The sequence below is a fragment of the Dehalococcoidia bacterium genome, assembly GCA_003597995.1.
In the GTDB taxonomy this organism is placed as follows: domain Bacteria; phylum Chloroflexota; class Dehalococcoidia; order Dehalococcoidales; family UBA1222; genus SURF-27.
This window is the reverse complement of record QZJY01000055.1, coordinates 1-25,613: the sequence shown is the minus strand read 5'-3', so window position 1 is coordinate 25,613 and position 25,613 is coordinate 1. Positions and strand designations below refer to the sequence as shown.

Genomic DNA, 25,613 nt, shown 5'->3' with positions numbered 1-25,613 from the left:
TCAGATACTCAAGTATGTTGAATACCAAGGTCGCCAGGATTCAGGACAAGCGAAGCTTGAAATATAAAGAACCACGCGCTTGCGCGTGGGTATCTATAATCTTGGCTCCTCTGGATTCCCGCTGGAGTTTACACTGAGTAGAGCGAACGGGCGGGAATGACGACCAGGCGGGCGAACGGCCGTTCGCCCCTACATCACTGTGGGGGGACTGGGATAAATCCCTCTTAATCTCCTCTTACGAAGGGGAGAGACTGGTTAAGGAACTTTTTCCCCTCACCTGTCCTATCCCACTGTGGGGAGAGGAAATAAAAAACATCTCTCCCTTGAGGGGAGAGATAACAGTGAGGGTGAAAGTTATAGTTGGCATCTAGCTTCATGTCCTCCAAAAAGAGGGATGAAATGTTCGAGATTGCCACGTCGTCTGTCCGCATCCGGCGGACTTCCTCCTCGCAATGACAAGCATGTTTAGAGCGTGTCCGCACCGCCAAATCGGGGCAACAGTCCTATTTGACCATTTCGTTTGGATTTAGGTATAATTCAAGTTCACTATTTCTTGGAGAATTCACCGATATGCAGCAGTTAGACGATATTTTATGTAGGCATAGCAGAGACAGGGGCAGCCTTATCCCCGTCCTCCACGAGGTACAGAACCACTTCGGCTATCTGTCTCGCGAGGCGATGGAGGCTGTTGCCAGGTATCTGGGGCTGTCTGACACGACAGTCTACGGCGTAGCGACATTTTACGCCGGCTTCAAACTGGTACCGTCAGGCCGCCATTGCGTGAAAGCCTGCCGCGGCACTGCCTGCCACGTCAAGGGGGCCACCAGGGTGCTGGGAGAGCTTGAAAAGCGGCTGGGGGTAAAACCCGGGGAGACCACGCCCGATGGTGAATTTACCCTGGAAACCGAGGCCTGCTTCGGCTCGTGTGCGCTGGCTCCGGTGGTCGTCAAGGACGGCAAGGTTTACGGACGGGTCGCGCCGGCCAGAGTGAATGACATTCTGCGAGGCGGCAGATGAATCTGGCCGAGCTTCGCCAGCAGGCGCAAACCGAGTGGGCTGCCGTCACGACCCCGCAAAAGCCCCAGATATTTATCGGGCAGGCTACCTGCGGCGAAGCGGCTGGCGCCAGCGAAGTGGCGCAGGCTATTCATTCTGCCATTGAACGCCTGAACATTGACGCACAGATTCACCAGGTGGGCTGCCTGGGTCTTTGCTATATCGAACCACTGGTAGATATCATCAAACCCGGACGCGAGCGCATCACCTATCACAGCATGACCCCTGAGAAGGCTGCGCAGCTTCTGGAAGACTATCTGTTAAACGACAATCCGCGTCCCGACCTGGCCCTGGGGGTGTGGGGCGAAAGCCGTTACGGCATCCCCAGCCTCTGGGAAACCCCTATGCTCAAGCCCCAGGTGCGTATTGCGTTACGGAATGCGGGCGTCACCGACCCCGAAAACATCAGGCATTATATCGCGCGCGGCGGATATCTGGGCCTCGAACGGGCTTTAAAGATGTCGCCGGATGAGGTCATCGCCGAGATTGAAAAATCAGGGCTCAGGGGGCGCGGTGGGGCGGGCTTCTCCACCGGGATTAAGTGGAAACTCTGCCGGCGCTCAACAGGCAGCCCCAAATATCTCATCTGCAACGCCGATGAAGGCGACCCGGGCGCTTTTATGGACCGCTCGCTCCTGGAAAGCGACCCGCACACAGTCCTGGAGGGAATGCTTATCGGGGCTCATGCCATCGGGGCGGCTCACGGCATCATATATATACGCGCCGAATATCCCCTGGCCATCAAACGCCTCGAGGTAGCTATTGCCTGCATGCGGGAAAATGGTCTGCTGGGCAAAAATATACTTGGCTCCGCACTTTGTTTCGATCTGGAAATCATGGAGGGGGCCGGGGCTTTTGTCTGCGGTGAAGAGACCGCTATGATGGCTTCCATCGAGGGCAAGCGCGGCATGCCGCGTACGCGCCCGCCCTTCCCGGCCGACGCCGGGCTGTGGGGCAAACCGACCAACATCAATAATGTAGAAACCTGGGGTAACGTCTCGGCCATCCTGGAGAAGGGGGCTGATTGGTTTGCCGGGTACGGCACCGAAAAGAGCAAGGGCACCAAGACCTTTTCACTGGCAGGCAAGATTAACCGTACGGGGCTGATAGAAGTGCCCATGGGCATGAAGCTCGAGGATATTATCTTCGGCATCGGCGGCGGCATCACGGACGGCAAGCGTTTCAAGGCGGTGCAGACCGGCGGGCCTTCCGGGGGCTGCCTACCGGCCAGCAAGCTGGGCCTGCCCGTGGACTATGAAGCTTTGATGCAGGCCGGTTCCATCATGGGTTCGGGCGGCATGATAGTGCTGGACGAAGACAACTGCATGGTGGATACGGCCAGATACTTCCTTTCGTTCATTCAGTCGGAGTCCTGCGGTAAGTGTGTTCCCTGCCGCGCCGGTACAAGCCAGATGCTCGCGATGTTGACCGATATTACATCCGGCAAGGCAAAGCCGGGCGACATAGACCTGCTGCTGCGCCTGGGCAAGTCCGTCAAAGCCGCTTCACTGTGCGGCCTGGGACAGGGGGCACCCAACTCTGTTCTTACCACTATCGGATACTTCCGGGAGGAATACGAAGAGCACATCCGCCGCAAGCACTGCGCCGCCGCCGTCTGTACCGAACTGGCCAGCGCGCCCTGCAACAGCGCCTGCCCGGCGGGAATAGACGTGCCGCGCTACGTGCGCCTGATAGGACAGGATAAACCGTCCGAAGCGCTGACGGTAATCCGCGAAAAAATTCCCTTCCCTTCGGTGTGCGGGCTGGTGTGCTTCCATCCCTGCCAGGTCAAATGCCGGCGCGGCCAGGTGGATGAACCTATCGCCATCCGCGAACTCAAGCACTATTCTGTGGACCACGGCGGTGAAGCCTGGAAACAGAAAGCACAAACCAGGCCGCCGACCGGGAAGCGCGTGGCAATCATCGGCGCCGGGCCGGCCGGGCTCACCTGTGCCTATTACTTGGCCAGGCTGGGGCACTCGGTGACCATTTACGAATCAGCCGCCGAAGCGGGCGGCATGATGCGTCAGACCATTCCGGCTTACCGCCTGCCGAAAGATGTATTAAAGAACGAAATCCAGCAGATTCTCGACCTGGGCGTCGAGCTCAAGACCAACTCGCGCGTCAGTTCTGCTGAGAGCCTGCTGGCCGAAGGGTACCAGGCGGTCTTTGCGGCCATCGGATTACACGGGAGGATGCAGCTGGGCATCCCGGGAGAGGACAGCCCGCACTATCTGGATAGCATTGCTTTCCTTAAAGCGGTCAATGCGGGGAAGAAGATGAAATTAGGCCGCCGGGTAGCCGTGGTCGGCGGCGGTAATACGGCCGTCGATGTCGCCCGCACGGCCCTCCGGCTGGGAGCCAAAGAAGCCACTCTGGTTTACCGCCGCACCCGCGCCGAGATGCCGGCCAGTTCGGAAGAGGTGGAAGCCGCTTTGGAAGAGGGCGTGAGCGTTGTGGAACTCACCGCGCCGCTCGCCATTGAGGATAAAAACGGCGCGGCTATACTGAAATGCCAGCGCATGCGGCTGGGGCCGGTAGATTCGAGTGGCCGTCGCCGCCCGCTCCCGGTTGAAGGCGAGACCTTCGACATGGAATTCGATACTGTCATCGGCGCCGTCGGACAGCGTATGGATACCGAGGAGAACCTGGGGCTGCCCTTGAGCAAGCAGAATACCATCCAGTCCGATCAGTACAGCCTGGCCACCCCTCTAAGCGGCGTTTTTGCCGGAGGCGACGCCGTGCGCGGGCCATCCTCCATCATCGAGTCAATCGCCGACGGGCGCCAGGCCGCCCAGTCCATCGACGCGCTGCTCGGCGGAAGCGGCGATATAAGCGAAAGCCTGATCGAGCCCGAAGCCGGTCCCGGGCCGGTGAGTGAACCCACCGATAAACACAGAGTGCGCCCCGATAGCGTGCCGGTAAGCCGGCGGCTTAAAGGGTTCGCCCCCATAGAGGCGGGGTACAGCCGCGGGCAGGCTATGGAAGAAGCCCTGCGCTGCCTGCACTGCGACCTCGAGCCGCGGGAGTAGAGTTTTATGCTGGAAAATATTAATCTGACCATAGATGGCAAGGCCGTTAAAGCTAGGCCGGGTTCAAACGTGCTCGAGGCGGCTCTGGAGGCCGGCATCTACATCCCCAATTTGTGCTATGATCCCGACCTCAAGCCGTACGGCGGCTGCCGCATGTGCCTGGTGGAGATACAGGGGATGCGAGGGCTGCCCACGGCCTGCACCACCGTGGCCGCCGAGGGTATGGCGGTCAAGACCTTCGGCGCGGAGCTGGACCAGGTGCGCCGCGACACGCTGCAGCTGCTGCTGGCCAACCATCCCACCGACTGCCTCACCTGCGTCAAGAACCAGCGCTGCGAGCTGCAAAAGGTGGCCGCCTACATGGGCGTCACCGAGCGCACGCTGCGCCGCACCTCCGGCGAGAAGGCGGTGGACGAGTCCAACCCCTTCTTCAAACTGGACCGCAATTACTGCATCCTGTGCGCCCGCTGCACGCGCACCTGCGACGAGATTACCTGCGTCAACGCCATTGAGATGGTGAGCCGCGGCGACGACACGCGCGTCAGCCTGTTCGGCGACCAGCCTTTTATGGGGTCCAGCTGCCGCTCCTGCGGGGAGTGCGTGGTGCGCTGCCCGGTGGGCGCGCTCGTTCCCAAGAATGACATTGTGCCTTCCTCTGAGATATTGACCACCTGCCCCTACTGCGGGGTGGGCTGTTCCATGTATCTCGGCGTGCGCGACGGCCGGGTCGTCTCCGCGCGCGGCAACCACGAGGGCAAAGCCAATCAGGGCAAGCTGTGCATCAAGGGGCGCTTCGGCATCCCCGAATTCGTGCATCATCCCGACAGGCTGAGTACACCCCTGGTCAGGAAAGACGGCGAATTCGTTCCTATGGGTTGGGATGAAGCCCTCGAACTGGTGGCCGGCAGGCTCAAGTCCTACTCCCCAGATGAGGTGGCGGTAATCGCCTCGGCCAAGTGCACCAACGAAGATGTATATGTAACGCAAAAGCTGGCGCGGGCGGTGCTGGGGACCAACAACATAGACCACTGCGCCCGCCTGTGACATGCCCCCACGGTGGCCGGTCTGGCCACCCAGTTCGGCTCAGGAGCCATGACCAACTCCATCGGCGACCTCGCGGATTCCGCCTGCATTCTGTCCATTGGCGCCAATACCACCGAAACGCATCCGGTCATCGGCTTCGAGATAAAGCAGGCGGCCAGGCGCGGTGCAAAATTAATCGTCATCAATCCGCGCCGCATCGGGCTGGTGCAGCACGCCGACCTGTGGCTCAGGCCGCGCTCCGGCACCAACGTTCCTCTCCTCATGGGCATGTGCCGCGCCATACTGGATAACGGCTGGCAGGACGCTGCTTTTGTTGCCGAACGCTGCGAGAACTTCGACGCTCTAAAGGAGTCGCTGTCCCAGTATGATCTGGGAAGCGTCAGCCGCATCACCGGGGTGAGCGCTCAAGATATCCTGGCTGCCGCCCGCATGTACGCTCAGAACAGCCCGGCCTCCATCATGTATGCCATGGGCATCACCGAGTTCGGCCACGGCACGGACAACGTTATGGCAGTGGGCAATCTGGCCATGCTCACCGGCAACCTCGGCAAACCGGGGGCGGGCGTCAATCCCCTGCGAGGGCAGAACAACGTGCAGGGCGCCTGCGACATGGGCGCTCTGCCGGCGGTCTACTCCGGCTATCAGTCTGTAGCCGACCAGGCAGCGCAGGAGAAATTCGCTCAAGCCTGGGGCAAAGTCCCTTCGCTCAAGCCCGGCCTCACGCTGACGGAGATCTTCGACGCCGCCTGCGAGGGCAAAATCAAGGCGATTTACCTGGTGGGCGAAAATCCCATGCTCAGCGACGCCGATATCGGGCATATCAAGAAAGCCCTGTCCAACCTGGAATTCCTGGTGGTGCAGGACATCTTCCCGACGGAGACCACGGCGCTGGCCCACGTGGTGCTGCCAGGCGCCAGCTTTGCCGAGAAGGACGGGACCTTCACCAATACCGAACGGCGCGTGCAGATGGTGCGCCAGGCCGTCGAGCCGGCAGTCGGCAGCCGGCCGGACTGGTTGATTACCTGCCAGATTGCTCGCAGAATGGGCGCTTCCGGCTTCGATTTTAAGAACCCGCAGGAAATTTTGGACGAGATTAATCGGCTCACGCCGAGCTACGGCGGCATTACTTACGAGCGTCTGGAAGCCTGCGGCAGCCTGCAGTGGCCCTGCCCCACGTCCGAACATCCGGGCACGCCCGTGCTGCATACCCACAAGTTCACCCGCGGCAGAGGCAAGTTCATGCCCCTAGATTACAAGCCGCCCTTCGAGATGCCGGATGACGAGTATCCGCTGCTGCTGAACACCGGCCGCAGCCTCTTCCATTGGCACACCGGCACCATGACGCGACGGGTCAAAGGCCTTAACGCTTTTATGAGCGAAGAAAAGGTGCAGATAAATCCCGCCGACTCTCAGAAACTGGGTATCAACGATGGCGATATGGTCGCCGTCAGTTCGCGCCGCGGCCGGGTCACGGCCAGAGCCAAGATTACCGACGTTACGCCGCAGGGCTCGGTCTTCATGACCTTCCACTTCCGGGAGACTCCCACCAACGCGCTTACCAATCCGGCCATCGACCTCGTTGCCAAGACGCCGGAATACAAGGTATGTGCCGTGCGGGTGGAAAAACTCAAGGCATAGGATTAGAATCAGGGCTGTGCAGCACGTCGGCGTGGATATCATCGAGATAAACCGCATTGAAGAGTCTGTGCGGCGTTTCGGGCAGGCCTTCCTCGAGCGTATCTATACGCAAAAAGAGATGGACTGCTATAAGGACAAACTGCCCTCGCTGGCGGCGCGCTTTGCGGGCAAAGAGGCTGTCATCAAGGCACTGGACGCGCCGGGCATCAGCCCCAGGGATATTGAAATCCTCTCCGCCCCGGACGGCAAGCCGCTGGTAACGCTCTACGGACAGGCCAAAGAGAAAGCCGCAAAGCTCGGCATCAAAGGTCTGGACATCAGCCTGTCGCACTCGCGCGAGTACGCCGTGGCCTTCGTGGTGGGGCAGTCGCAGGACTGAGATTTTAGTTCAGGCTAATTTCAACCTCAGCGCTGACCTACCTATCCCAGCCACCGCTTGAACAAGAAGGCTGGGAAGATGAAGTTGTAGGGACTACTTGAAAATCAGGTCGGTGGTGGAGGTGCTACTCGGTAGTGCCATGCCCCTTTAACAAAAAAGTCAAAATTTATAGTTCTTTCTTCACCTGTTTTAAGATAAACCTGAACACTTTGTGTGAGCGACCCACTCACGAATCCAATTGGAGAGCCTTTGTCGTCTACATCTGGAATAATTTCCGCAACTATGCTACAAACTCCATCACCACCGATATTCTGAAGAATTCCAAACAATCTTACACTTGTGTATCCGTCTTTGGAGTAAGAGTTTAACCACTGCATCCCCTTCTCTAATACCGAACCAAGGGGTGCGGGTGTGGTGGGTGGTGGAGTGGATGCAGATGCGCAACCAGTGACACCCAATAGTATGAGAATAAAAAGAAGAGAGATGATTGCGATTGGGATAGTCTTTTTTCGTTTGAACATTTGGGAACCCCCCTTTAAGCGTGTGCTACTTTGAAGTGCGCCCGAACAGCCACAGTCCAATTAGTGTCATCTAGCCAATCATGATTTTCCATCAAATGCAAAGTCCATGACAGGACTTTCTCGATGGTGTCAAATCTACCATAAGGGATGGAGTAAAAACCCTCGGTCAAGCAGTTACGATGGCCCCAGTGCCATGGGGCGTTCTTGGGGAAATCACTCCAATGAATTTTCTTTGGGTCGGGGGGAATCTCAAGTTCAACTGCGTATTTTAAGCCGTGTGCAGCGACGGCATTTCGGAACCTATCAATGTCATCTCTAGCTATTGTCAACATTCCATCTTCTGTTGTAACCGATTCACCACACATCTGACACTTAGGCCAATCAGTTTTCCTCATGTTATACTCTCCCTTTTTGCCGATACTATTATACTCCCCGACAGTGGCTATCCCCAAGAGAAAAGGTTAGAAATCTGAACTTATGAACCGACCAACCCATTGACACCCGATAACGCAAGGGATAAAATCCCAAACAAACACGACTAGTCTCGGGATGTTGAAGAAGGAGACGGTCATGGAAATATTTCTCATCTTCGTTGGTATTGCACTTCTCCTCGGTTTTATCAGCGCCACCGTCGAAGCCTATTCAAAGGCGAACGCTTACAACAATATCATCTCCGAATTTGGTGTAAAAACATGTTCGCAATTGAAGGAAAAGATAAAAAGAGAAACCTCAGACTTAACCCAGAAATTAGAGTCTTTCAAACAAGAGGAAGAAAAGCAAAGGATTTTACTCGGCTCACGTCTCATGGAACAAAAAGCTCGTCTGGATACTCTTTACCAAGAACAGGGAACACGTCTAGAAAAGCTGAGGGAAACTCATAGCACCCGTCTAGAAAAAATCAAGGAAAACCATATAACCAGTCTTGAAAAACTAGATGAAGAACAAAGATTAAACCTTGAAAAAATAGCCAAAGAAAAATCTCAAGGGTTTCCTTGGCTTGCATCAGCTTATGCTGACTATTTCAATTTATTAGATAAACAGGCGGCAAATAGACTCGTAAATAAAGCCTTTCCAGCGCCTAAAGCGGCTGAAACTGTTCGTGAATTAGCGGCTCAACGTCGGCAATCCGAAAAAATAAGCCGTATCCTAAAATACAAACTGGAATATTATGAAAGTCTTTTTCCATGGTTGATTGATTTCTCAGCTGAAGGTATCGATGAGCTCATAGAACAAACCATGGTTCCAAAAGACACACTCGGCGTTCTGGAAGAAAACGATGATGCCGCTAAAATTTGGCTTACACAAGCGGAATATAGCAATCTCTCCAATCCTGAAAAATATCAAATTGCGCTTGATAGGTATTGGAAAAGGAAAAAAACAAACTGGGAAATTGGGCGTGATTACGAACGATACGTTGGCTACATCTACGAACAAAAAGGGTATACGGTTACTTATAAGGGAATAGTTGCTGGTTTTGAAGACTTAGGGCGAGATTTGATATGCGAGCGAGGTAAAGATGTCGCAATTATCCAGTGTAAATATTGGGCAAAAACAAAACAGATTCACGAAAAGCACGTATTCCAGCTTTACGGTACGGTTATTTCTTATAAGATTGACCACCCAGAAGCGAAAGTCGAACCTGTATTTGTTACGCATACGGTTCTATCCGATATGGCGAAGAAATTCGCAAAAATGTTGGATATATCTATAACAGAAAACTATGATTTACTTCCATATCCCTGCATTAAGTGTAACGTATCTCATCGGGATGGCACGAAAATTTATCATCTACCTTTTGACCAGCAATACGACCGAACGACTATTGAGGAAGAACGAAATGAAACATATGTCGATACTGTTAAAGAAGCTGAGGAAATAGGCTTTCGTCGAGCATATCGATGGAGAGGTCAATCAAACCAATGACTTATAACTGCGCACGGGTATACGTCGGCGGGGGCACCAACAAAAACGAGAAGTGGGTAGAGTGCGAAACATGAACGCAGGGAACAGTATACCTACTCGAAGAGACATCGGAAGATGTATCTATTGTGGTTCAACGTCCAACCTTTCTGACGAGCATATTCTTCCTTTTGGTCTTAAAGGGCCATGGATATTACGCAATGCCAGTTGTGGTACTTGTCGTGACATGACATCAGCATTCGAGGGGGAAGTCCTTAAAAAACAGTTTATATTAGCTCGCTCTGTGTTGGGTTTGCCCACGAGACATAAAGACCTTCGGCCAAAGAGTTTCACCTTTGATGTCACTAAGAACGGAGTTGAGACGACAATTACAATTCCAACATCCGAATGCCCCCCGTTTTTCATCATGCTTGTACCAAAGCAACCCAGGTACATTCAAAACTACGAATACGATAAGGGAATTATTTTGGTTGGGGGGACACTTCATGGGCGAGACTTTGATGCCTTTAAGAAGAGGCTAGGTGTTGATGAAATCAAAGTGTCGGCGACATTCCCTGTTAATAGTTATTTTCGTATGTTGGCGAAAATGGCGTATGGTATGATTATTCTTGAATATGGTAGCGAAGCCCTCGAAGAATGTTATGTTTTACCGTGCATCATGGGAAAGACTGATGACATAGGATATTGGGTGGGCTCATCCGAGCAGGATGTCCTATCTCTGCCGAAAGTCAAAGAGTTTCATTTAACTCAAAACCTTAGACTAGGCAACGAAGTTAGAGCGAAAATTCGTCTATTCGCCAACTTTCAAACCCCTGAATATCTAGTGATTGTTGGAAGGTTAAAAAAGGGCGTTTGAATAAAAGCGAAAATCAGAATCGAAGTGGACACTCATCTAAACTTCCAAACACTGCCTGAATGGTATGATGAATTCTGGTGTGCATTGTGACAGTCCAATCGAGAGTAAAACCATGTATCCCTCTCTTATGAGCAACTTTTGTGCGATGGTTTTTTCAGACATGATTTCCTCCTATGCCAGGTAACAAATGACCTGGCGCGAGCCGGAGTCGGCCGCCAGTTGGGCGTGCAGGCCGCCGGTGGCCGCCGGCACGTCGATGAGGCGGATGAGAGAGCTGAACGGGCTTGCTTCGGGCATAACGCTGCGCAGGACGTTCGGCGCGCGCGAGAAAAACTTGCGGTTGAAATGCGCATCCGCCTGCTGCGGATAGACCGCCACGTAGATTATCTGCGACTCCACCAGGTCCTGGAAAAAATGGGTGCCGTAGGACAGCTCCGGCAAACGCCCGGCGGCCTCATCGGCCATCTCGGTTAGCACCGCTACGTTGCTGATGTCCGAGTAGCCCACGTTGACGCCCAGCTCCAGGTTGGTGCTGCCCCATCTGCCGGGGCCGATGAGAATTACTCTGCCTTGCGCTATCTGCGGCAACTGATTCAGCCTGCCGATTACCCGCCCGAGCTGGCGTTTCATATCGGGCGAGGACTGCGAACTATACGCCTCCGGGTCGACATACAGGATATAGCGCACATCGGACACGATGCCGCCGCTGAGAAACTGGCCGGAACGGAAGAGTACCCTTTCCTCCGGCAGGTTCTGCGGTATCTCGGCGGAGGCGCTGCCTCCGGGCAGGCGCAGTGAGCGGCATTGCAGCAGGTTGACCCTGACGCTGCCCTCGGAATTTATATAGGCCGTGAATTCGGTATCCACCGGGTGGCCGTAGGCCTGCTCCAGCACACTGAGCATGTTATCCATTATGTTGACGAACCCGGTTTTGCTCAGCAGCTCGTCAAAGGTTATGGTGATACTGCTCACCGTATCAGAAGCCAGTAAGCTCTCCAGGCCGCGTACCATGCCGTCCTTGACCACAGAGGCCAGCAGCTCGAGGCCGGGGTATTCGTAGTCCGGCCCCAGCAGTTCCGCCGTCCCCAGCGTCATTAGGCGGTTCTGCGACAAGTCCAGCACATCAACGTTATGCTGGGAATAGCGCACCACCCTGTCGCCGATCTCGGGTCTCAGCTCCGGATGGCTTAACGCCACCACCCGGGTGTAATCTCCGTCCATGCGGTTGACCGCCCGCGTTCCCAGCCCGAAGACCAGCCTGAGCATTCCTCTAGCCGGGTCTATGCGGCTGGTCCAGGCGTACATATTGTGCGAAAAACCCACCCCGGCCACGCCGGGGAAGAAGTATTGTTTGTACGGCATGCCGGAAACGCGCTGCACCAGCACGGCCATCTGCTCGTCGCTTTCTGCCAGTCCCTGGCGCTGGCGATAGGCGACGGCGTCGGGATTGAGGGCACTGGCATACACCGTTTTCACCGCGCGAGTAAAGGCGGACAGGCGCTCCTCCGGGCTGCCCTGGTTGGCGCAAAATTCGCTGAAATACTTGCCGGCGAAGGCATTACCCAGGCTGTCCTCCATCAGGGACGACGAACGCACGATGATGGGGGCCTGGCCGAAGTAGTCCAGCATATTGCGGAACTGCTCCATTATTTCGGGCGGGAACTCGCCTTCCAGAAAACGCTGCTGCACATCATCGAAAGTCTGGCGCGAAAGGTTACAGCTGCGGGTCAACTGGATGCGCAGCTCGAAGAGTCCGTTGTTGACTAAAAAAGTAAAAAAGACATCCGAACCAATGTAGAACGAGTCATGCGGCTCAAGTATTGCGGTGAAGTCCACCTCCCCGCGGTAATCCGTAAGTATGCGCCGCGCCAGCAGCATGCCGGCCGCCTTTCCACCTATGCGCCCTGTGCCGATGAGCCGCTCTCGGATGGCGATGAGGTCATCCAGCGTGATGTGCCTCTGCGTCAGTTCGCTGAAGGCAGCCTGGTCTCCCAGCATAAAACGGGTGAGTTCGTTTTTAAGCGCCCGTATCTCGGGAGGATATTCCGCGCTGGAAACCGCTGACTGGCGGTATTGCATAAGCCGGTTGTAAATGCTGTCCCAGGGAGAGGCCGGGCTCGCGCCCTTGACGAGGGGCTGGGGGAAGGAAGTCGATGAGATGGCAGCGGCTTCACCGCTCTGAAAGACCGGCTGCCAGGCGGGTTCCTCCACGCAGTGCGCCAGGAACATCTGGGAGGAGTAGCGTTCCCAGACTTTTTGCGGATGGACGTACAACACTCCCTGCGGCTTGTAAACATTGATGAGTATCTGGGTGGTGCTCTTGATGCGGGCGATAGTCTCGTGGCTGTGCTTGCCGTAGATGAGCGGGAAGTAGGCCAGCGCTCCGAGCTGCAGGATGAAAGGGCAGGTCACCTGGAAAAAATTAGCCACCAGCTCGTCGGTAGCCCACTTGGAGACCAGGAAGGACAGGTTATCGAAGATATAGGTCGTACTGGCGCTATGGGACTCGATAATGGCGTGCAGCTCGGTGGTGAAACTATCGAAGCCGGAGCTGGCATCCACTCGTATAATGTCGATGCCGTCGGTAGCGGGTAAGAGCGGCGGGTGTTCGGCAAAGCGCAGGTAAACACACGCGCGGCCTTCACGCAGAGCCTCACGCGCGAAAGGTACGGCAAAGTAGGCAAAATCCGCCAGGCTCTCTATCTGCCAGACGACGTTATCGCCCGGCCTCAGCCCCTGCAGAAGTTCGTCCAGGTGAATCAGGCCTGTGCTTAAGGGATAGGCCGCCCCGTTTGCCGTATCGCCCATTGTGTTTCACGCACCTTTCGGAATGTATCCAATATGCATTATCCGTGTACTTATTTCAAGTACGGCTGCTTGTGTCCTTTACCCCATCCCCACATTCGCTTCGCTCAGTGCATGCTTTATCCCCTTCCCATCGGGAAGGGGATATTAAATTAAAAAGATTTTTCAAGAGGGGTCTGCACCCCTCTTGACGCCCCGGTTTTGCAATTCGAAGGTGAAATTGTTAAGAGGGTAGGATCCTTCGACTTCGCTCAGGACGAGGCTGATGCGTCTCCCTCTTGCAGGATCTTCCCCTGTGGACGAAAGACTAAGTTGAAAAGTCTCCGCGCTATTCACCTCTTGACAACAACATGCTACAATATTCTGTTGAAAGAAAGTCTTCCGGTTTTCGGAAGGAGGATATATTTATGTCCGGACACTCTAAATGGAAATCAATCAAGAACCAGAAGGGCGTGGCCGACGCCAAGCGCGGCCAGCTTTTTACCAAGCTCACGCGTGAGATCATCTTCGCCACGCGTTCGGGCGGCGGCAATCCCGATAGCAACTCGCGCCTGAGGCTGGCCATCCAGAAGGCCAGGGACGCTCGCATGCCGGGCGAGAACATCGAACGCGCCATCAAAAAAGGCGAGGGAAACCTCGAAGGTCAGGTCATGTTCGAGTCTTCCTATGAAGGCTACGGGCCGGGCGGTTCCGCCATCATGGTGGACATAGTGAGCGACAACCGAAACCGCGCCGTGCAGGAGCTGCGCTCGGCCTTCACCCGCGCCGGCGGCAACCTGGGCGAGACCGGCTCGGTGGCCTGGATGTTCGAAAACCGCGGCGTCATCGGCGTATTAACCGAGGGCAAGAACATCGACGACCTCACCATGCAGGCTATCGATGCGGGAGCGGAAGACGTGGCCCCGCTGGGAGATTACATAGAGATTTATACCAAGCCCGCCGAGCTGGAAATGGTGCGCAAGGCACTGGAAAAGGCTGGCATCACTGTAGAGAGCGCGGAGCATGCCAAGGTGCCCAAGACCTCCGTTAGCCTGGACGAGCACACCTCCTTCCAGGTGCTGCGCATGCTGGACCGCCTGGAAGAGATGGACGACGTGCAGAACGTCTACAACAACGTGGACTTCAGCGACGAGATAATGGAGAAGTACCACTCACAGGCCAAGTGACATCACAACAATGTATGAGGATATTAGGCATTGACCCCGGCACCATCGTCCTCGGCTACGGGCTGATAGAAAGCCAGCGCGACGAAATGTCGCTTGTCCATTTCGATACTATAAAATGCAAGGCGCGCTCCGACATGTCGGAGCGTTTGCTTTTTCTCTACGAAGGACTCATGGCCGTCGTGCGCAAGTATAAACCCGATGTCTTAGCCGTCGAGACCCCATTTGTGGGCGAGAATATCAAATCGGCGCTTGCCATCGGCAAGGCGCAGGCCATCGTGCTGCTGGTCGCCGCCCAGAACAAGAAACCCATCTACGAATACTCGCCGGCGCAGGTAAAACACCATGTGGCGGACTACGGCGCGTCTTCCAAGGAGCAGATGCAGGAGATGGTCAAAATGCTGCTCGACCTCGACGAGGTGCCCCAGCCCAACGACGCCGCTGACGCCCTGGCGGTAGCCATCTGCCACCTCAGAGAGAGCCGTTTGAGAGATATTATCAATGGGAGTGGCGCATAGTGTCATTCTGAGGAACGAAGTGACGAAGAAACGCGTTGCCGTAGCAGGGCTTCGGAAAGGCGCGGTAGGGACATGTTAGAAAAGCAATACTATGTATACATCATGACGACCAAGAACAACACCACTCTCTATACCGGGGTTACTAATGACCTCGTGCGCCGTGTCCATGAACATAAGAACCATCTGATTTATGGTTTTTCACGGCGTTACAATACGGAGCGGCTAGCTTATTACGAAGTAAGTGAAGATATAAACTCAGCTATTGCCAGAGAAAAGCAGATAAAAGGCTGGCTCCGAAAAAAGAAGGTAGCTTTGATAGAAAGCATGAATCCCGAGTGGTGCGATTTGTATGATAAGCTAATGGAGGAATGACTATCCGACACGGTCCTTCGTCCGCCGCAGGCGGACTCAGGATGACAACAGAGAGATTACTATCCGCTACGGTCCTTCGCTACGCTCAGGATGACATTGGAGGAAGATTATGATTGCCAGCCTTAAGGGTACGCTCGAAGCGCTCAATGCCGACTCAGCCGTCATCAACGTGGGTGGCGTGGGCTTCCGGGTGTTTATGCCCATCTCCATGCTCCTTACGCTCGGCGGGCTGGGCGAGGAGGTGCGCGTACACACGCACACGCACGTGCGCGAAGATGCCATACTGCTTTACGGCTTCGCCGCCGAAGAAGACCTCAAGCTCTTCCAGATGCTTATCAATGTCTCCGGCTTCGGCCCCAAGCTGGCGCTTTCCATGCTCTCGGCTATGAGCGTGGAGCAGCTCGTATCCGCCATTGCAGGCGGCAGCGAGGAGTTGCTGACATCAGTGCCCGGCATCGGCAAGAAGCTGGCCGGGAGGCTCATACTCGAACTCAAGGACAAGATAAATACGGGCTGGGCGGGGGCGCGGGTGGTGCCGGTGGGCGAGGGGAACGGGGAGGTGGTGGGGGCGCTGCTGGGGCTGGGCTACTCTGCCAGTGAGGCCAGCCGCGCCGTGGCATCGCTGCCGCGCGACAAAAAATTAACTCTCGAAGACAAGATCAAACAGGCGCTGGGGTATTTCGGAGGGAAATGACGGCTGTCATTCTGGAGGCCATAAAGGATGGCCGAAGAATCCTGGGTGGGGCGATTTCCTAAAATTCGTGTAATCGTAAGGGCAAGGCGCGTCGTTGCCCTGCCTGCCTCGCGAAAAACATCATCTTCGGGGGCGTTTGGGGCCTGACTTGATTTTGTTCCCCCCGCGTTTGCCTCCGGGCGGCTGCGACTCGGTAATATCGAGCGTACGGTCGAGGAACATCGTGCGGTTCAAACCCGTTATAGCTGAACGGCCTTCGTTCTCCACCGGCATCTCGAGAAAAGCGAAACCCTTGGAAATGCCGCGCCTGTCGTGCATGATTGACACTTTGCCGACCTCGCCGAAACGGGCAAACAGGCCCCTGACCATTTCTTCGGTTACATCGCGGTCCAGGTTGCCGACATAGATATTCAAATTATCACCTCATCATAAAAATCAGTTTTTTCCAGCCGGTGTAACGGCCGTCTCAACGAGACGGCAAAGGCATGACGTGGTAGAATCTCGGTAACCGGAAAACGGGGCTGACCTGCTTACCGAAGAATATTTATATTAACTATAGCAGATTTGGGGCCGTAACCCCAAAAACAGAACTATAACCAACGCGCTTTTTATCCGGGCGAGCCAGCCAGCCGCCGGTATTGACCCGACAAACGGGGTAAAAAAATGGATTTCCAGAAAGACGCCTCCCCCATCGACCCCCAAATATTGGTTGAACTGGTGTCTGTCCGTATGCCTTTCGGAAAATATAAAGACCGTATCCTCTGCGACCTGCCCGAACCCTATCTCGTATGGTTTCACCAGAAAGGTTTCCCGCCGGGGAAGCTAGGTGTGCTGCTGTCGGCTATGTATGAAATCAAGCTGAACGGATTGGAATATCTGCTGAAGCCGATAAGGGAGGGGAAGAGGTAATTGTTATTCCGCTCGTTAGATGAATTCGCATCGTAGGGGCACAGCATGCTGTGCCCTTACTGTTTTCGGTATGGAAGGGATGTTGACAGGCGTGGTATGCTGGTGAAAATGGAGACCCTATCAAAGGCTTTCACTAAGGGGAGTAATTAATAATGACTCTCTTGCAAGAAATTCAAAGGGACTTAGTTAATGAGAGCGCGGATATTACCAATATATTGCGTAAGTGTAAAATTTTGGCAGCCAAACTTGGCAACAAAGAATTTGATGATTGGTTGGAAAATGAATTAAATGGATATTCCGATACTGATGCACTACCGAATTATCGAATTCTAGAAACAGAATCTGTAGGTAATTTCGGGGGTTTTATGGGGGCGCAAATGACGAATTCACCTATTCCACTATCATGCTTACCCCCAAAGTATCAAGAACGCTATCGAACAGCGCATCTTAGAGAGCCGATTAGCTACTACATTCCACTGGTTCACAGCAGTAAACCCGGTGAATCGTTGCAGTCTCCTTGGTCTGCAGACGCAATAAAATATATCGGAGATAAGATCTATAAGAATTTTATTCTTTTAAGTGCTCGGCAGGTGATACCTTATGGCTCAATCACTGCATTAATCGATACAGTACGAAATCGGACACTTAGTTTTATATTGCAAATTGAGTCATCAAATCCTGATGCTGGGGAAGCACCTCTTCATTCAAAACCTGTTCCTGAGGCGACAGTGCAGCAGGTTTTCACTACATACATCATGGGCAATGTCAGTAATATGTCGGCTGGCTCGCAAAACATATCAACGCAAATTAACGTGACCTATAATGACTTTGCAAGTTTAAAAGGATACTTGAAATCTATTGGTGTTGCCGCAGAAGATATAGACGAATTGGACACAGCATTGAAAGAGGACAAGACATCAAGCCCTGAGGACGGAATAGGGAAAAGAGCTAAAGGCTGGATAGCGAAAATGAAAAAGAAAGCCGAAACTGGTGCTTGGCAAATGACTGTTCAGGTTGCCGCAAATCTTCTTTCAACGGCTATTTCGACCTATTTAAAAGCTCCCCCATAAAGGAAAAGGGCTTTTATTTCTTACCTCTCACCCTCATCTTAATCCTCTCCCATTAAGGGAGAGGGAAATTTGTATAAAAGAGAGGCTAGCTTAAGCTAGCCTCTCTTTTTCTAACTCCGAAAGTCCCTACCCGTTCTTCTCTACCGGCACCTGCACCTCCGTCACCAGGTCTTCGGGCTTGGTCTTGGCGGGCTCGTTGAAGTAGATTTCGTGGCATGGTAGCCGTTGGCCTCTATCCAGCGCAGAAGCGTATTGTAGGCCTTGCCAGTGCCTTCGTAGGGGCCTTTGTAGCAGCTTGTGAGCACTACCTCAAGTATTCTTTTGGTCTAGACTCTCACCCTCACCTACACCTCTCCCGTCAAGGGAGAGGGGAATTTGTATAAAAGGGAGGCGAGTTCCGGCTCGCCTCCCTTTTTCTGTAGTTCTATCCCGCAAGGGGAGAGGAGACCCCTGGATTCCGGCTGGAGTTTACACTGAGCGAAGCGAATGTGCCGGAATGACAGGTTGTTGACCCCCTCACCTTAGTCCTCTCCCACACTGGGGAGAGGAAACCTGTCTCAGGGCTTGCGCGCTGGTTGTCTTATGACGGTTTTGAGTTTTTCCGGCGCGGTGCGGCGCGGGTCGAACAGGTAAATTTCATGATGCTTTTGCTTGAGCCCGTCGAAGACCAGCCCCTTTTCATGGATGAAGTCGTGCAGCCGCTTGATGGTGGGGCCCTCGGCGGAGTAGGGTCCGGTGTACATTATCTGCGCTGAGGTGCCTTCCTCGAAGCTTTCGAACCTCATCTTGCCGAGCGCGGGCGGGTTTTTCTTGCGGCTCACCTCTTCGATGGCTTTCTTGACCATGTCCGCCGTTATAAATTCCGGCTGCATTATCATGTAGGTCCACTTCCAGGCGGCCTTGTTGCCCGTCGAAAAAACCGTCATGTCATCGCCCCACCATAACCCCTCCAGCGGCATGACGGGATAGTCTATGGCCAGCGGGCCTTTCTTGATGGTGAACTTGAGCGTGTAGGCCACCGGGTAGAGCGCCTCCATGGCGGCCATGGCGTCGGGGCCGTCAGGCGCACCCTTCCCGTCTACGGCCAGGAAGTTCATGGGCGGCACATCGAGCATGACGGGCGCTTTCGAGGATGGGTTGTAGAGGTGTTTCAGGCCTTTTTTCAGGTCAAGCTTTTCCATGAGTTCCCCCTTTGGATTGTCGTTAATGCATACCAATCGATTGGTTGAGGGAAGTATAAGCCCTCCAGTAAGGGGAGAGTCAAGAGGGGGAGGGGGAGAAAATACTAAATCCTAAGCACTAAATACTAAACAATATCAAAATACGAAATACAAAACAGAGGGGGAAAATCCCCCTTAATCCCCCTTTCGCCAAAGGGGGAAATACTAAAATCCTCTCCCTTTTGTAAAGAGCTTGCCCTGAGCGGAGCCGAAGGGGAGATAAGAGAGGGATTTAGGTGTTAGGCGGAGTTCGGTCTTGAACTCAGGTCTTTCCGTCCCGCCTGCCCGATTCCCGCGTGCCGCCGCGCGCCTTTACCTCGATGTGCTCCCTGGGGTATTGGGTGGCTTTGCTCAGTTCGTTGGCAAAAACATGGGCATCTTTTGATGTGTTGAATACCAGCAGAGGTATCCCGTGAGTGCCTCCGGTGGCGCCGCCATCCGCTGTGCCTTTGTACTCGGCCAGCTTTTCATTGATAAATGCCACGACTTCATCGCGGCTTTTTTCGCCCAGGTTCCTGGTTATCCTGACGACGTGCTGTTCTCTGTCGCTGCTCATTTTTCTCTCCTGACCTTAAAATTGCTTTACACTGCTCGACAGGTTTAACGATAGCACGAGGGGAATTAAATAATCATAAAACGGGCGCGGAAAAGATGTAGAAATCGTTACATCGCGGGATTTGTCTGAGCATCGGCAGCAAGGACGGCCGAGAAATTCAAGAGTTTTTAGCTTGAGTCGGTTTTCTGCTTTAGCTTGCGCCACAGGGCGGCGACTCTGGTTTCGAGTTCGGGCAGGGGTATGTTGGTGTCGATGACGCGCCCGGCCCATTTTGTCTGCTCCGAGAGGGGAAGCTGCATTTTGATGCGTGCCTGAATTTGAGAATGCGACAACTCCCTTTTGGCCGCCAGCCTCTTATGAATGACGCTTTCCGGGGCGGTGGTGACCCATATCTCATCTACCAGCGGGCTCCAGCCGGCCTCTATGAGGAGGGCAGCCTCCAGCACGACGATGCGCGTCTCCTTTTGACGAAGTTCTTTGAGGCGTGACTGCACCTTTTTAGTGATGAGCGGGTGCACGATGCTGTTGAGCTTTGCCAGCGCCGCCGGGTTTTTGAAGACTATTTCGCCGAGCTTGTGTCTGTCCACCGTGCCGTCGGGGGCAATAACGCCCTCTCCAAATGCCTCCACGACGGCCTTCCAGCCATCCGTTCCGGGGAGATAGACCTCATGGCCGACCTCGTCGGCGTCGATGACCCTGGCTCCCAGTTCGCCCAGGAAGCCGGCCACGGTGCTTTTGCCGCTGCCAATGGTGCCGGTAATGCCGATGACTCGCATGGTGATTGAAAGTCTAACCGCAGGGCTGGCAGCCGTCAAGTGCCTGAGGGGTCGGGTGCGTGAGATGATGGAGCGGCAATGTTGTCGAGAGTCGGCTTGAACCTAGCGTCTCACCCTCACCTACCTCTCCCGTCGAGGGAGAGGAGAAATTGGAAGGGCTGCCAGTCGTGCCAGATTCTTTCCTTCGCTCTGCTCAGGACAAGCTCTACCGATGTCCTCGGGGCTCAGAATGAGAGAAGTTATATCCTGTTGCCGTCTATGAAAGCCGGAATATCCGCCGGCGGCACGACGTAATAGCTGCGGTCGCCGTTAGCCACAAACAGATATATATCCAGCGCCTTGAAGGCAAAGCTGTGCTCGTATTTTTGCAGTACCCTGATGAAGTCCGGCGTGGAAGGGAAAGCGATGGCGTATTTCTTATTTACGTCGGTCATGCGCGCCATGACCTGGCCCAGCCCCATCTGGAAGTTCATCTCGGCGGCGGAGAATCCGCCCTTGTCCTCGCCCTTGGCCTCGATGATGAAGGAAACGCCGTCCTTGTCGGCGGCGAGGTCGGCGTAGCCGTTAGCCAGTTTGACCTGCTCCTTAACCGACCATCCGTCTTGTTTGAGGCCGCGCTTGAGGACGCCGATTACGTCACTCTCTTTGAAGATATCCAAAGTTGGTTCCTTTCTGTTTTTCCGCATAGTTTAACCATATGGAGGGGTTGGGTCAACTCTGCTCGGATTATTACATGACGTCCAGCAGAATGCTATACTTTTAGTTATAGAGGCAAAATTCTAAATCCTAATATCTAAATACTAAATAATATCAAAACTCAAAATTCTGAAATTTGGACGTTTGAACATTTGGTCATTTGGATTTATTTAGGATTTGGTGCTTAGTGCTTAGGATTTCGTGCTTGGTGCTTTGAAGGTATGGTTGAAGCCCGTCTCTACGAAAAGCTCCCCGAATCCATGGTGCGCTGCCACACCTGCCAGTGGCGCTGCCGCATCGCACCCGGCAAGACCGGCGTATGCAAGATGTATCAGAACGATGGCGGCGTCCTCTACAACATGAACTACGGGCGCGCCTCGTCCATCGCCGTCGATCCGGTCGAGAAAAAACCCCTTTTCCACCTCTACCCGGGCAGCCTGTGTTTCTCTCTCGGCGGCTGGGGCTGCAATTTCCACTGCATCCACTGCCAGAACTGGGAGATTTCCTGCGTCAACATACCGGACGCCGAGCGCGGCAGCTACGAGGTTAAACCGGAGAAAGCCATCGAGATGGCCAGGTCCGAAGGCTGTAAGGGCATTGCCTGGACCTATAACGAGCCCACCATGTGGTTCGAATATACGCTGGACTCGGCAAAACTCGCCAAAGCGGCTGGCCTCTACTCCGTCTATGTCACCAACGGCTACGCCACGGAGGAAGCTCTTGACCTGCTCGGCCCCTACCTGACGGCCTGGCGCGTGGATGTCAAAGGCTATAGCGACGAGTTCTACCGCAAGCTGGCCAAGATAAGCCACTGGCGCGGCATACTGGACGTGGCCAAACGGGCCAAAGAAAAGTGGGGCATGCACGTGGAGGTCATCACCAACATCATCCCCGGCTGGAACGATGACGACGAACAGCTTGGCGGCATCGCCGGCTGGATTGCCTCCGACCTGGGAGAGCTGACGCCCTGGCACGTGACGCGCTTTTACCCGCAGCACAATCTTCAGGATGTCCCCGCCACTCCGGTGACGACCATCGAAAAAGCGGTGGATATCGGTAAAAAAGCCGGGCTGAAATTCATCTATGCCGGAAACGTGCCGGGACACTCGTCGGAAAACACGGTGTGCTACAATTGCCATAACCTCATCGTGCGGCGGCAGGGCTACCAGACGGAGGTGCTGGGCCTGGCCGCCTCGCACTGTCAGTTCTGCGGCGTTGACCTCAATTTCAGGATGCACATAGAGGAGGTGCCGAAGTGACAGCCATGATTCGAAAGCCCGTAGTGGCCGGCTCGTTTTACCCGGCTTCTCCATCCGGACTTGAAGAAATGGTCGCCGGCATGGTAGACGACAGCGCGTCCAGGGAAGAGGTGGTCGGGCTGATATGCCCGCATGCGGGCTATATCTACTCCGGGCCGGTGGCCGGAGCCGCCATCTCGCGCATCAAATTCATAGATACCTTTATCATCATGGGGCCGAACCACACCGGGCTGGGCAAGCCGTTCAGCATTATGACTTCCGGCACGTGGGAGACCCCGCTGGGTAACGTGGAGATAGACTCCGACCTGGCAGAGAAACTTCTGGGTAATTCATCCTACCTCGAGGCTGACACAGAGGCCCACCTGCGCGAGCACTCCATCGAGGTGCAGCTACCCTTCCTCCAGCACTTCAAGAAGGACGTGAAAATTGTACCTATCGTCCTGTCTCATGCTTCCAGCAGCGTCTATAAAGAGATAGGACTGGAGATAGCCGAAGTGCTGGGTGAACTGGGGCGGGATGCGGTCATCCTGGCCTCCAGCGACATGACGCACTACGAGCCCGCAGAACAGGCCAAACGCAAGGACAACTCGGCCATCGAAGCCATACTCAGGCTGGATGAGGACGAGCTGCTGGAACGCATCGCCGAGCAGAACATCACCATGTGCGGCTACGCCCCGGTGGTGGCGCTCATCTCGGCGGCCAAGGTGTTGGGGGCGCACCGGGCCGAGCTGGTGCGCTACCAGACCTCCGGCGAAGCTTCGGGCGACTACTCCAGCGTGGTGGGCTATGCCGGGCTCATCATCCCCAGGCAGGCCATGTCGCCCCTGGTAAGGCTGGCGCACGAGGCTATCGACGCCTACGTCAAAGAAGGCAGGATAATGCAGGCTCCGGCCACGCTCACTCCCGAGATGCAGGAAGAAGCCGGCGTGTTTGTCTCGCTCCACAAGGGCGGAGAGCTGCGCGGCTGCATCGGCACCTTCGAGCCGTCGCGGCGCAATGTGGCCGAGGAGATAATCATGAACGGCATCAGCGCGGCCATGCGCGACCCGCGTTTCGAACCCGTGCGGGAAGATGAACTCAAGGACCTGGACATCAGCGTGGACGTGCTCACCGAGCCCGAACCTATCGAGAGCAAGGAGCAGCTCAACCCCAAAAAGTACGGCGCCATCGTGCAGCGCGGCGCGCGGCGCGGGCTGCTGCTGCCTGACCTGGAGGGAGTGGATACCGCCGAACAGCAGATAGATATATGCCGCCTCAAGGCGGATATCATGCCTGACGAGAAGGTGAGGCTGTACCGCTTCGAGGTGAAGAGGTACCACTAATTATCGTAGACCATTCCGAGGAATCCGCCTGAGGCGGATGACGTGGGAAAGCGCCACATCTTCTCCCCTTGGAAAGGGGAGATAAGAGAGGGATTCAACAGGCAATTTGAGGGCTTCATGCTATAAGAATCTCCCTTAATCCCTCCTTTCCAAGGAGGGAAATAAGAGGTCTCCTCTCCCCTCTGAGGGAGAGGACTAAGGTGAGGGGGTAATACTAGATTTGAACAACACCCTCACCTACCTCTCCCATCAAGGGAGAGGAAAAGAGTATTGATATGGATTTATTCGATTACCAGTATGAAAAAGACAGGCTGAAAGAAGCGCCGCTGGCGGCGCGCATGCGGCCGACCAAACTCTCCGAGTTCGTGGGGCAGGAGCACATCATCGGTCCCGGGCATGTGCTGCGCAAGGCCATCGACTCCGGCAACCTGCCTTCCGTCGTTTTATGGGGGCCGCCGGGCTCCGGCAAGACGACGCTGGCCTACATCATGGCGCAGGCCACCGCCTCGCACTTTTCCCCGGTCTCCGCCGTGAGCGCCGGCGTGGCCGACCTGCGCCGCATCATCGAAGAGGCGCGGGAGCGCCGCAAACTTTCCGGGCAGAAAACGCTCCTCTTCATCGACGAGATTCATCGCTTCAACAAGTCCCAGCAGGACGCCATTTTACCCTACGTGGAGGACGGCACCGTCACCCTCATCGGCGCAACGACTGAAAACCCCTCCTTCGAGGTCATCTCGCCGCTGCTGTCGCGCTCGCAGGTGTTCGTGCTCAAGCCTCTCTCCCCCGCCGAGATCCGCACCATCATACTGCGCGCCATCGAGGACAAGGAAAGAGGGCTGGGAGCCTTCAACGTGGAGATGGACGAGGAAGCGCTGGACTATCTGGTGGCCATGTCCAACTCCGACGCCCGCACCGCCCTCAACGCGCTGGAAGTGGCCGCCATGACCACGCTGCCAGGCGAGGATAGCCGGCGTTTCATCACGCTCGCGGCGGTGGAAGACGCCGTGCAGCATCGCGCCATCCTCTACGACAAGAACGGCGAGCAGCACTACGACATCATCTCCGCTTTACATAAAACTTTACGCGGTTCGGACCCGGACGCCGCCCTCTACTGGCTGGCGCGCATGCTGGAAGCCGGCGAGGACCCCCTCTACATCGTGCGGCGGCTGGTGCGCTTCGCCTCCGAGGACGTTGGCATGGCCGACCCGCAGGCGCTGGTGGTGGCTATGGCGGCTCAAGCTGCGGTGCATTTCATCGGCATGCCGGAGGGCAACCTGGCGCTGGCCGAGGCCGTGGTGTATCTCGCGACAGCCCCCAAGAGCAACTCGCTCTACATGGCCTACTCGAAAGTCAAAAAAGAGGTCACCAACGGGCGCAACGAGCCGGTGCCGCTCCATCTGCGCAACGCCCCGACCAAACTGATGAAGAACCTGGACTATGGCAAGGGGTATAAATACGCCCACCAGTTCGAGGGGCACTTCGTGCGCCAGCAGAACCTGCCGGAGAGCCTCAAGGGGCGGCAGTTCTACGAGCCGTCCGAGCAGGGCTTCGAGAAGCAGATACTGGCGCGGCTCAAGGGGTGGTGGCCGGAGCGGTACCGCAAACCGCCCGAAAAATCCGGCGAGTAGCTCTGTCGTCTCTTTTGGGATTTGGTATTTGGAGCTTGGAGCTTATTTAGGATTTAGTGCTTGGGATTTGGTATTTTCGTCGGTATGTTTCCGTAGAAATCCGACAGTCCATGTAAAATCATGGACATGCAAAACGCCACTTTAATAACTCTATGCTGGGAGCTCTACGAGCAGGGCAT

23 protein-coding genes are annotated in these 25,613 nt (G+C 55.2%); 15 read left to right on the top strand and 8 right to left on the bottom strand.

Annotated elements, in window-relative coordinates; all coding sequences use genetic code 11:
• Positions 1 to 224: 224 nt before the first annotated feature.
• Positions 225 to 431: a hypothetical protein gene (locus tag C4542_07190; GenBank protein ID RJO61144.1), complete on the bottom strand. Its 207-nt coding sequence runs from the start codon at positions 429 to 431 to the stop codon at positions 225 to 227.
• 139 nt (positions 432 to 570) lie between these two features.
• Between C4542_07190 and nuoE the strand changes: the two genes are divergently transcribed.
• Genes nuoE through acpS form a run of 4 tightly spaced genes read left to right on the top strand, consistent with a single transcriptional unit; the run spans position 571 to position 7,149 of the window.
• On the top strand, positions 571 to 1,017 hold the full coding sequence (gene nuoE / locus C4542_07185; protein RJO61143.1) for an NADH-quinone oxidoreductase subunit NuoE: 447 nt from the start codon (positions 571 to 573) through the stop codon (positions 1,015 to 1,017).
• A complete protein-coding gene (locus tag C4542_07180) occupies positions 1,014 to 4,088 on the top strand; it encodes an FAD-dependent oxidoreductase (protein ID RJO61142.1) in 3,075 nt (1,024 codons plus the stop codon). The genes nuoE and C4542_07180 overlap by 4 nt, the downstream gene beginning before the upstream one ends.
• 6 nt (positions 4,089 to 4,094) lie before the next feature.
• The gene (locus C4542_07175) at positions 4,095 to 6,770 is read left to right on the top strand and encodes a formate dehydrogenase subunit alpha (protein ID RJO61141.1); all 2,676 of its coding nucleotides are present in this window, start codon (positions 4,095 to 4,097) and stop codon (positions 6,768 to 6,770) included.
• Between the two features lie 16 nt (positions 6,771 to 6,786).
• On the top strand, positions 6,787 to 7,149 hold the full coding sequence (gene acpS / locus C4542_07170) for a holo-[acyl-carrier-protein] synthase (GenBank protein ID RJO61140.1): 363 nt from the start codon (positions 6,787 to 6,789) through the stop codon (positions 7,147 to 7,149).
• A 535-nt stretch (positions 7,150 to 7,684) separates the two neighbouring features.
• Here acpS and C4542_07165 read toward each other — a convergent pair.
• Positions 7,685 to 8,065, bottom strand: coding sequence for a hypothetical protein (locus C4542_07165; protein RJO61139.1), 381 nt, complete (start codon positions 8,063 to 8,065; stop codon positions 7,685 to 7,687).
• 154 nt (positions 8,066 to 8,219) lie between these two features.
• Between C4542_07165 and C4542_07160 the strand changes: the two genes are divergently transcribed.
• Both C4542_07160 and C4542_07155 read left to right on the top strand, forming a co-directional pair.
• A complete protein-coding gene (locus C4542_07160) occupies positions 8,220 to 9,593 on the top strand; it encodes a hypothetical protein (GenBank protein RJO61138.1) in 1,374 nt (457 codons plus the stop codon).
• A gap of 223 nt (positions 9,594 to 9,816) precedes the next feature.
• Positions 9,817 to 10,446 carry a hypothetical protein gene (locus C4542_07155; protein RJO61137.1) on the top strand — a complete coding sequence of 210 codons (630 nt, stop codon included), beginning with the start codon at positions 9,817 to 9,819 and terminating at the stop codon, positions 10,444 to 10,446.
• 171 nt (positions 10,447 to 10,617) lie between these two features.
• On the opposite strand, the gene C4542_07150 is transcribed toward C4542_07155, so the two are convergent.
• Positions 10,618 to 13,254: a phosphoenolpyruvate synthase gene (locus tag C4542_07150; protein ID RJO61136.1), complete on the bottom strand. Its 2,637-nt coding sequence runs from the start codon at positions 13,252 to 13,254 to the stop codon at positions 10,618 to 10,620.
• A gap of 404 nt (positions 13,255 to 13,658) precedes the next feature.
• On the opposite strand from C4542_07150, the gene C4542_07145 reads away from it, so the two are divergent.
• The 4 genes from C4542_07145 (at position 13,659) to ruvA (ending at position 15,998) form a co-directional block, all read left to right on the top strand.
• Positions 13,659 to 14,417, top strand: coding sequence for a YebC/PmpR family DNA-binding transcriptional regulator (locus C4542_07145; GenBank protein RJO61135.1), 759 nt, complete (start codon positions 13,659 to 13,661; stop codon positions 14,415 to 14,417).
• Positions 14,418 to 14,431: 14 nt separating this feature from the next.
• The gene (ruvC, locus tag C4542_07140; GenBank protein ID RJO61134.1) at positions 14,432 to 14,932 is read left to right on the top strand and encodes a crossover junction endodeoxyribonuclease RuvC; all 501 of its coding nucleotides are present in this window, start codon (positions 14,432 to 14,434) and stop codon (positions 14,930 to 14,932) included.
• Between the two features lie 72 nt (positions 14,933 to 15,004).
• A complete protein-coding gene (locus tag C4542_07135; GenBank protein RJO61133.1) occupies positions 15,005 to 15,304 on the top strand; it encodes a GIY-YIG nuclease family protein in 300 nt (99 codons plus the stop codon).
• A gap of 109 nt (positions 15,305 to 15,413) precedes the next feature.
• Positions 15,414 to 15,998, top strand: coding sequence for a Holliday junction branch migration protein RuvA (ruvA, locus tag C4542_07130; protein ID RJO61132.1), 585 nt, complete (start codon positions 15,414 to 15,416; stop codon positions 15,996 to 15,998).
• Between the two features lie 120 nt (positions 15,999 to 16,118).
• Here the strand turns inward: ruvA and C4542_07125 are convergent, their stop codons facing one another.
• Positions 16,119 to 16,367 carry an RNA-binding protein gene (locus C4542_07125; GenBank protein ID RJO61146.1) on the bottom strand — a complete coding sequence of 83 codons (249 nt, stop codon included), beginning with the start codon at positions 16,365 to 16,367 and terminating at the stop codon, positions 16,119 to 16,121.
• A 294-nt stretch (positions 16,368 to 16,661) separates the two neighbouring features.
• Here C4542_07125 and C4542_07120 point away from each other — a divergent pair, with 294 nt between their 5' ends.
• Positions 16,662 to 16,907 (top strand): hypothetical protein, encoded by a 246-nt coding sequence (locus C4542_07120; GenBank protein ID RJO61131.1) that lies wholly within the window; start codon positions 16,662 to 16,664, stop codon positions 16,905 to 16,907.
• A 152-nt stretch (positions 16,908 to 17,059) separates the two neighbouring features.
• Positions 17,060 to 17,977, top strand: a complete 918-nt coding sequence (locus C4542_07115) for a hypothetical protein (GenBank protein ID RJO61130.1) — start codon at positions 17,060 to 17,062, stop codon at positions 17,975 to 17,977.
• A gap of 557 nt (positions 17,978 to 18,534) precedes the next feature.
• Here the strand turns inward: C4542_07115 and C4542_07110 are convergent.
• From C4542_07110 to C4542_07095, 4 genes are all read right to left on the bottom strand, one after another.
• Positions 18,535 to 19,158 carry a hypothetical protein gene (locus tag C4542_07110; GenBank protein RJO61129.1) on the bottom strand — a complete coding sequence of 208 codons (624 nt, stop codon included), beginning with the start codon at positions 19,156 to 19,158 and terminating at the stop codon, positions 18,535 to 18,537.
• 301 nt (positions 19,159 to 19,459) lie between these two features.
• Positions 19,460 to 19,753 (bottom strand): hypothetical protein, encoded by a 294-nt coding sequence (locus C4542_07105; GenBank protein RJO61128.1) that lies wholly within the window; start codon positions 19,751 to 19,753, stop codon positions 19,460 to 19,462.
• A gap of 167 nt (positions 19,754 to 19,920) precedes the next feature.
• On the bottom strand, positions 19,921 to 20,529 hold the full coding sequence (locus C4542_07100) for a dephospho-CoA kinase (protein RJO61127.1): 609 nt from the start codon (positions 20,527 to 20,529) through the stop codon (positions 19,921 to 19,923).
• Positions 20,530 to 20,768: 239 nt separating this feature from the next.
• On the bottom strand, positions 20,769 to 21,215 hold the full coding sequence (locus C4542_07095; protein RJO61126.1) for a hypothetical protein: 447 nt from the start codon (positions 21,213 to 21,215) through the stop codon (positions 20,769 to 20,771).
• Positions 21,216 to 21,446: 231 nt separating this feature from the next.
• Between C4542_07095 and amrS the strand changes: the two genes are divergently transcribed.
• From amrS to C4542_07080, 3 genes are all read left to right on the top strand, one after another.
• Positions 21,447 to 22,484 (top strand): AmmeMemoRadiSam system radical SAM enzyme, encoded by a 1,038-nt coding sequence (amrS, locus tag C4542_07090; protein ID RJO61125.1) that lies wholly within the window; start codon positions 21,447 to 21,449, stop codon positions 22,482 to 22,484.
• A 5-nt stretch (positions 22,485 to 22,489) separates the two neighbouring features.
• Positions 22,490 to 23,806: an AmmeMemoRadiSam system protein B gene (gene amrB, locus C4542_07085; GenBank protein ID RJO61145.1), complete on the top strand. Its 1,317-nt coding sequence runs from the start codon at positions 22,490 to 22,492 to the stop codon at positions 23,804 to 23,806.
• A gap of 275 nt (positions 23,807 to 24,081) precedes the next feature.
• Complete coding sequence (locus tag C4542_07080; GenBank protein RJO61124.1) at positions 24,082 to 25,434, top strand: replication-associated recombination protein A; 1,353 nt, start codon at positions 24,082 to 24,084, stop codon at positions 25,432 to 25,434.
• Positions 25,435 to 25,613: the final 179 nt, after the last annotated feature.

Coding starts and splice junctions, on each gene's coding strand:
- C4542_07095 (RJO61126.1), bottom strand. CDS start 21,215: ATGCGGAAAAACAGAAAGGAACCAACTTTGGATATCTTCAAAGAGAGT.
- C4542_07115 (RJO61130.1), top strand. CDS start 17,060: ATGACTCTCTTGCAAGAAATTCAAAGGGACTTAGTTAATGAGAGCGCG.
- nuoE (RJO61143.1), top strand. CDS start 571: ATGCAGCAGTTAGACGATATTTTATGTAGGCATAGCAGAGACAGGGGC.
- C4542_07080 (RJO61124.1), top strand. CDS start 24,082: ATGGATTTATTCGATTACCAGTATGAAAAAGACAGGCTGAAAGAAGCG.
- C4542_07145 (RJO61135.1), top strand. CDS start 13,659: ATGTCCGGACACTCTAAATGGAAATCAATCAAGAACCAGAAGGGCGTG.
- C4542_07150 (RJO61136.1), bottom strand. CDS start 13,254: ATGGGCGATACGGCAAACGGGGCGGCCTATCCCTTAAGCACAGGCCTG.
- amrS (RJO61125.1), top strand. CDS start 21,447: ATGGTTGAAGCCCGTCTCTACGAAAAGCTCCCCGAATCCATGGTGCGC.
- ruvC (RJO61134.1), top strand. CDS start 14,432: ATGAGGATATTAGGCATTGACCCCGGCACCATCGTCCTCGGCTACGGG.
- amrB (RJO61145.1), top strand. CDS start 22,490: ATGATTCGAAAGCCCGTAGTGGCCGGCTCGTTTTACCCGGCTTCTCCA.
- C4542_07165 (RJO61139.1), bottom strand. CDS start 8,065: ATGAGGAAAACTGATTGGCCTAAGTGTCAGATGTGTGGTGAATCGGTT.
- C4542_07110 (RJO61129.1), bottom strand. CDS start 19,158: ATGGAAAAGCTTGACCTGAAAAAAGGCCTGAAACACCTCTACAACCCA.
- ruvA (RJO61132.1), top strand. CDS start 15,414: ATGATTGCCAGCCTTAAGGGTACGCTCGAAGCGCTCAATGCCGACTCA.
- C4542_07125 (RJO61146.1), bottom strand. CDS start 16,367: ATGGTCAGGGGCCTGTTTGCCCGTTTCGGCGAGGTCGGCAAAGTGTCA.
- C4542_07120 (RJO61131.1), top strand. CDS start 16,662: ATGGATTTCCAGAAAGACGCCTCCCCCATCGACCCCCAAATATTGGTT.
- C4542_07160 (RJO61138.1), top strand. CDS start 8,220: ATGTTGAAGAAGGAGACGGTCATGGAAATATTTCTCATCTTCGTTGGT.
- C4542_07190 (RJO61144.1), bottom strand. CDS start 431: ATGCGGACAGACGACGTGGCAATCTCGAACATTTCATCCCTCTTTTTG.
- C4542_07155 (RJO61137.1), top strand. CDS start 9,817: ATGACATCAGCATTCGAGGGGGAAGTCCTTAAAAAACAGTTTATATTA.
- C4542_07135 (RJO61133.1), top strand. CDS start 15,005: ATGTTAGAAAAGCAATACTATGTATACATCATGACGACCAAGAACAAC.
- C4542_07100 (RJO61127.1), bottom strand. CDS start 20,529: ATGCGAGTCATCGGCATTACCGGCACCATTGGCAGCGGCAAAAGCACC.
- C4542_07180 (RJO61142.1), top strand. CDS start 1,014: ATGAATCTGGCCGAGCTTCGCCAGCAGGCGCAAACCGAGTGGGCTGCC.
- C4542_07105 (RJO61128.1), bottom strand. CDS start 19,753: ATGAGCAGCGACAGAGAACAGCACGTCGTCAGGATAACCAGGAACCTG.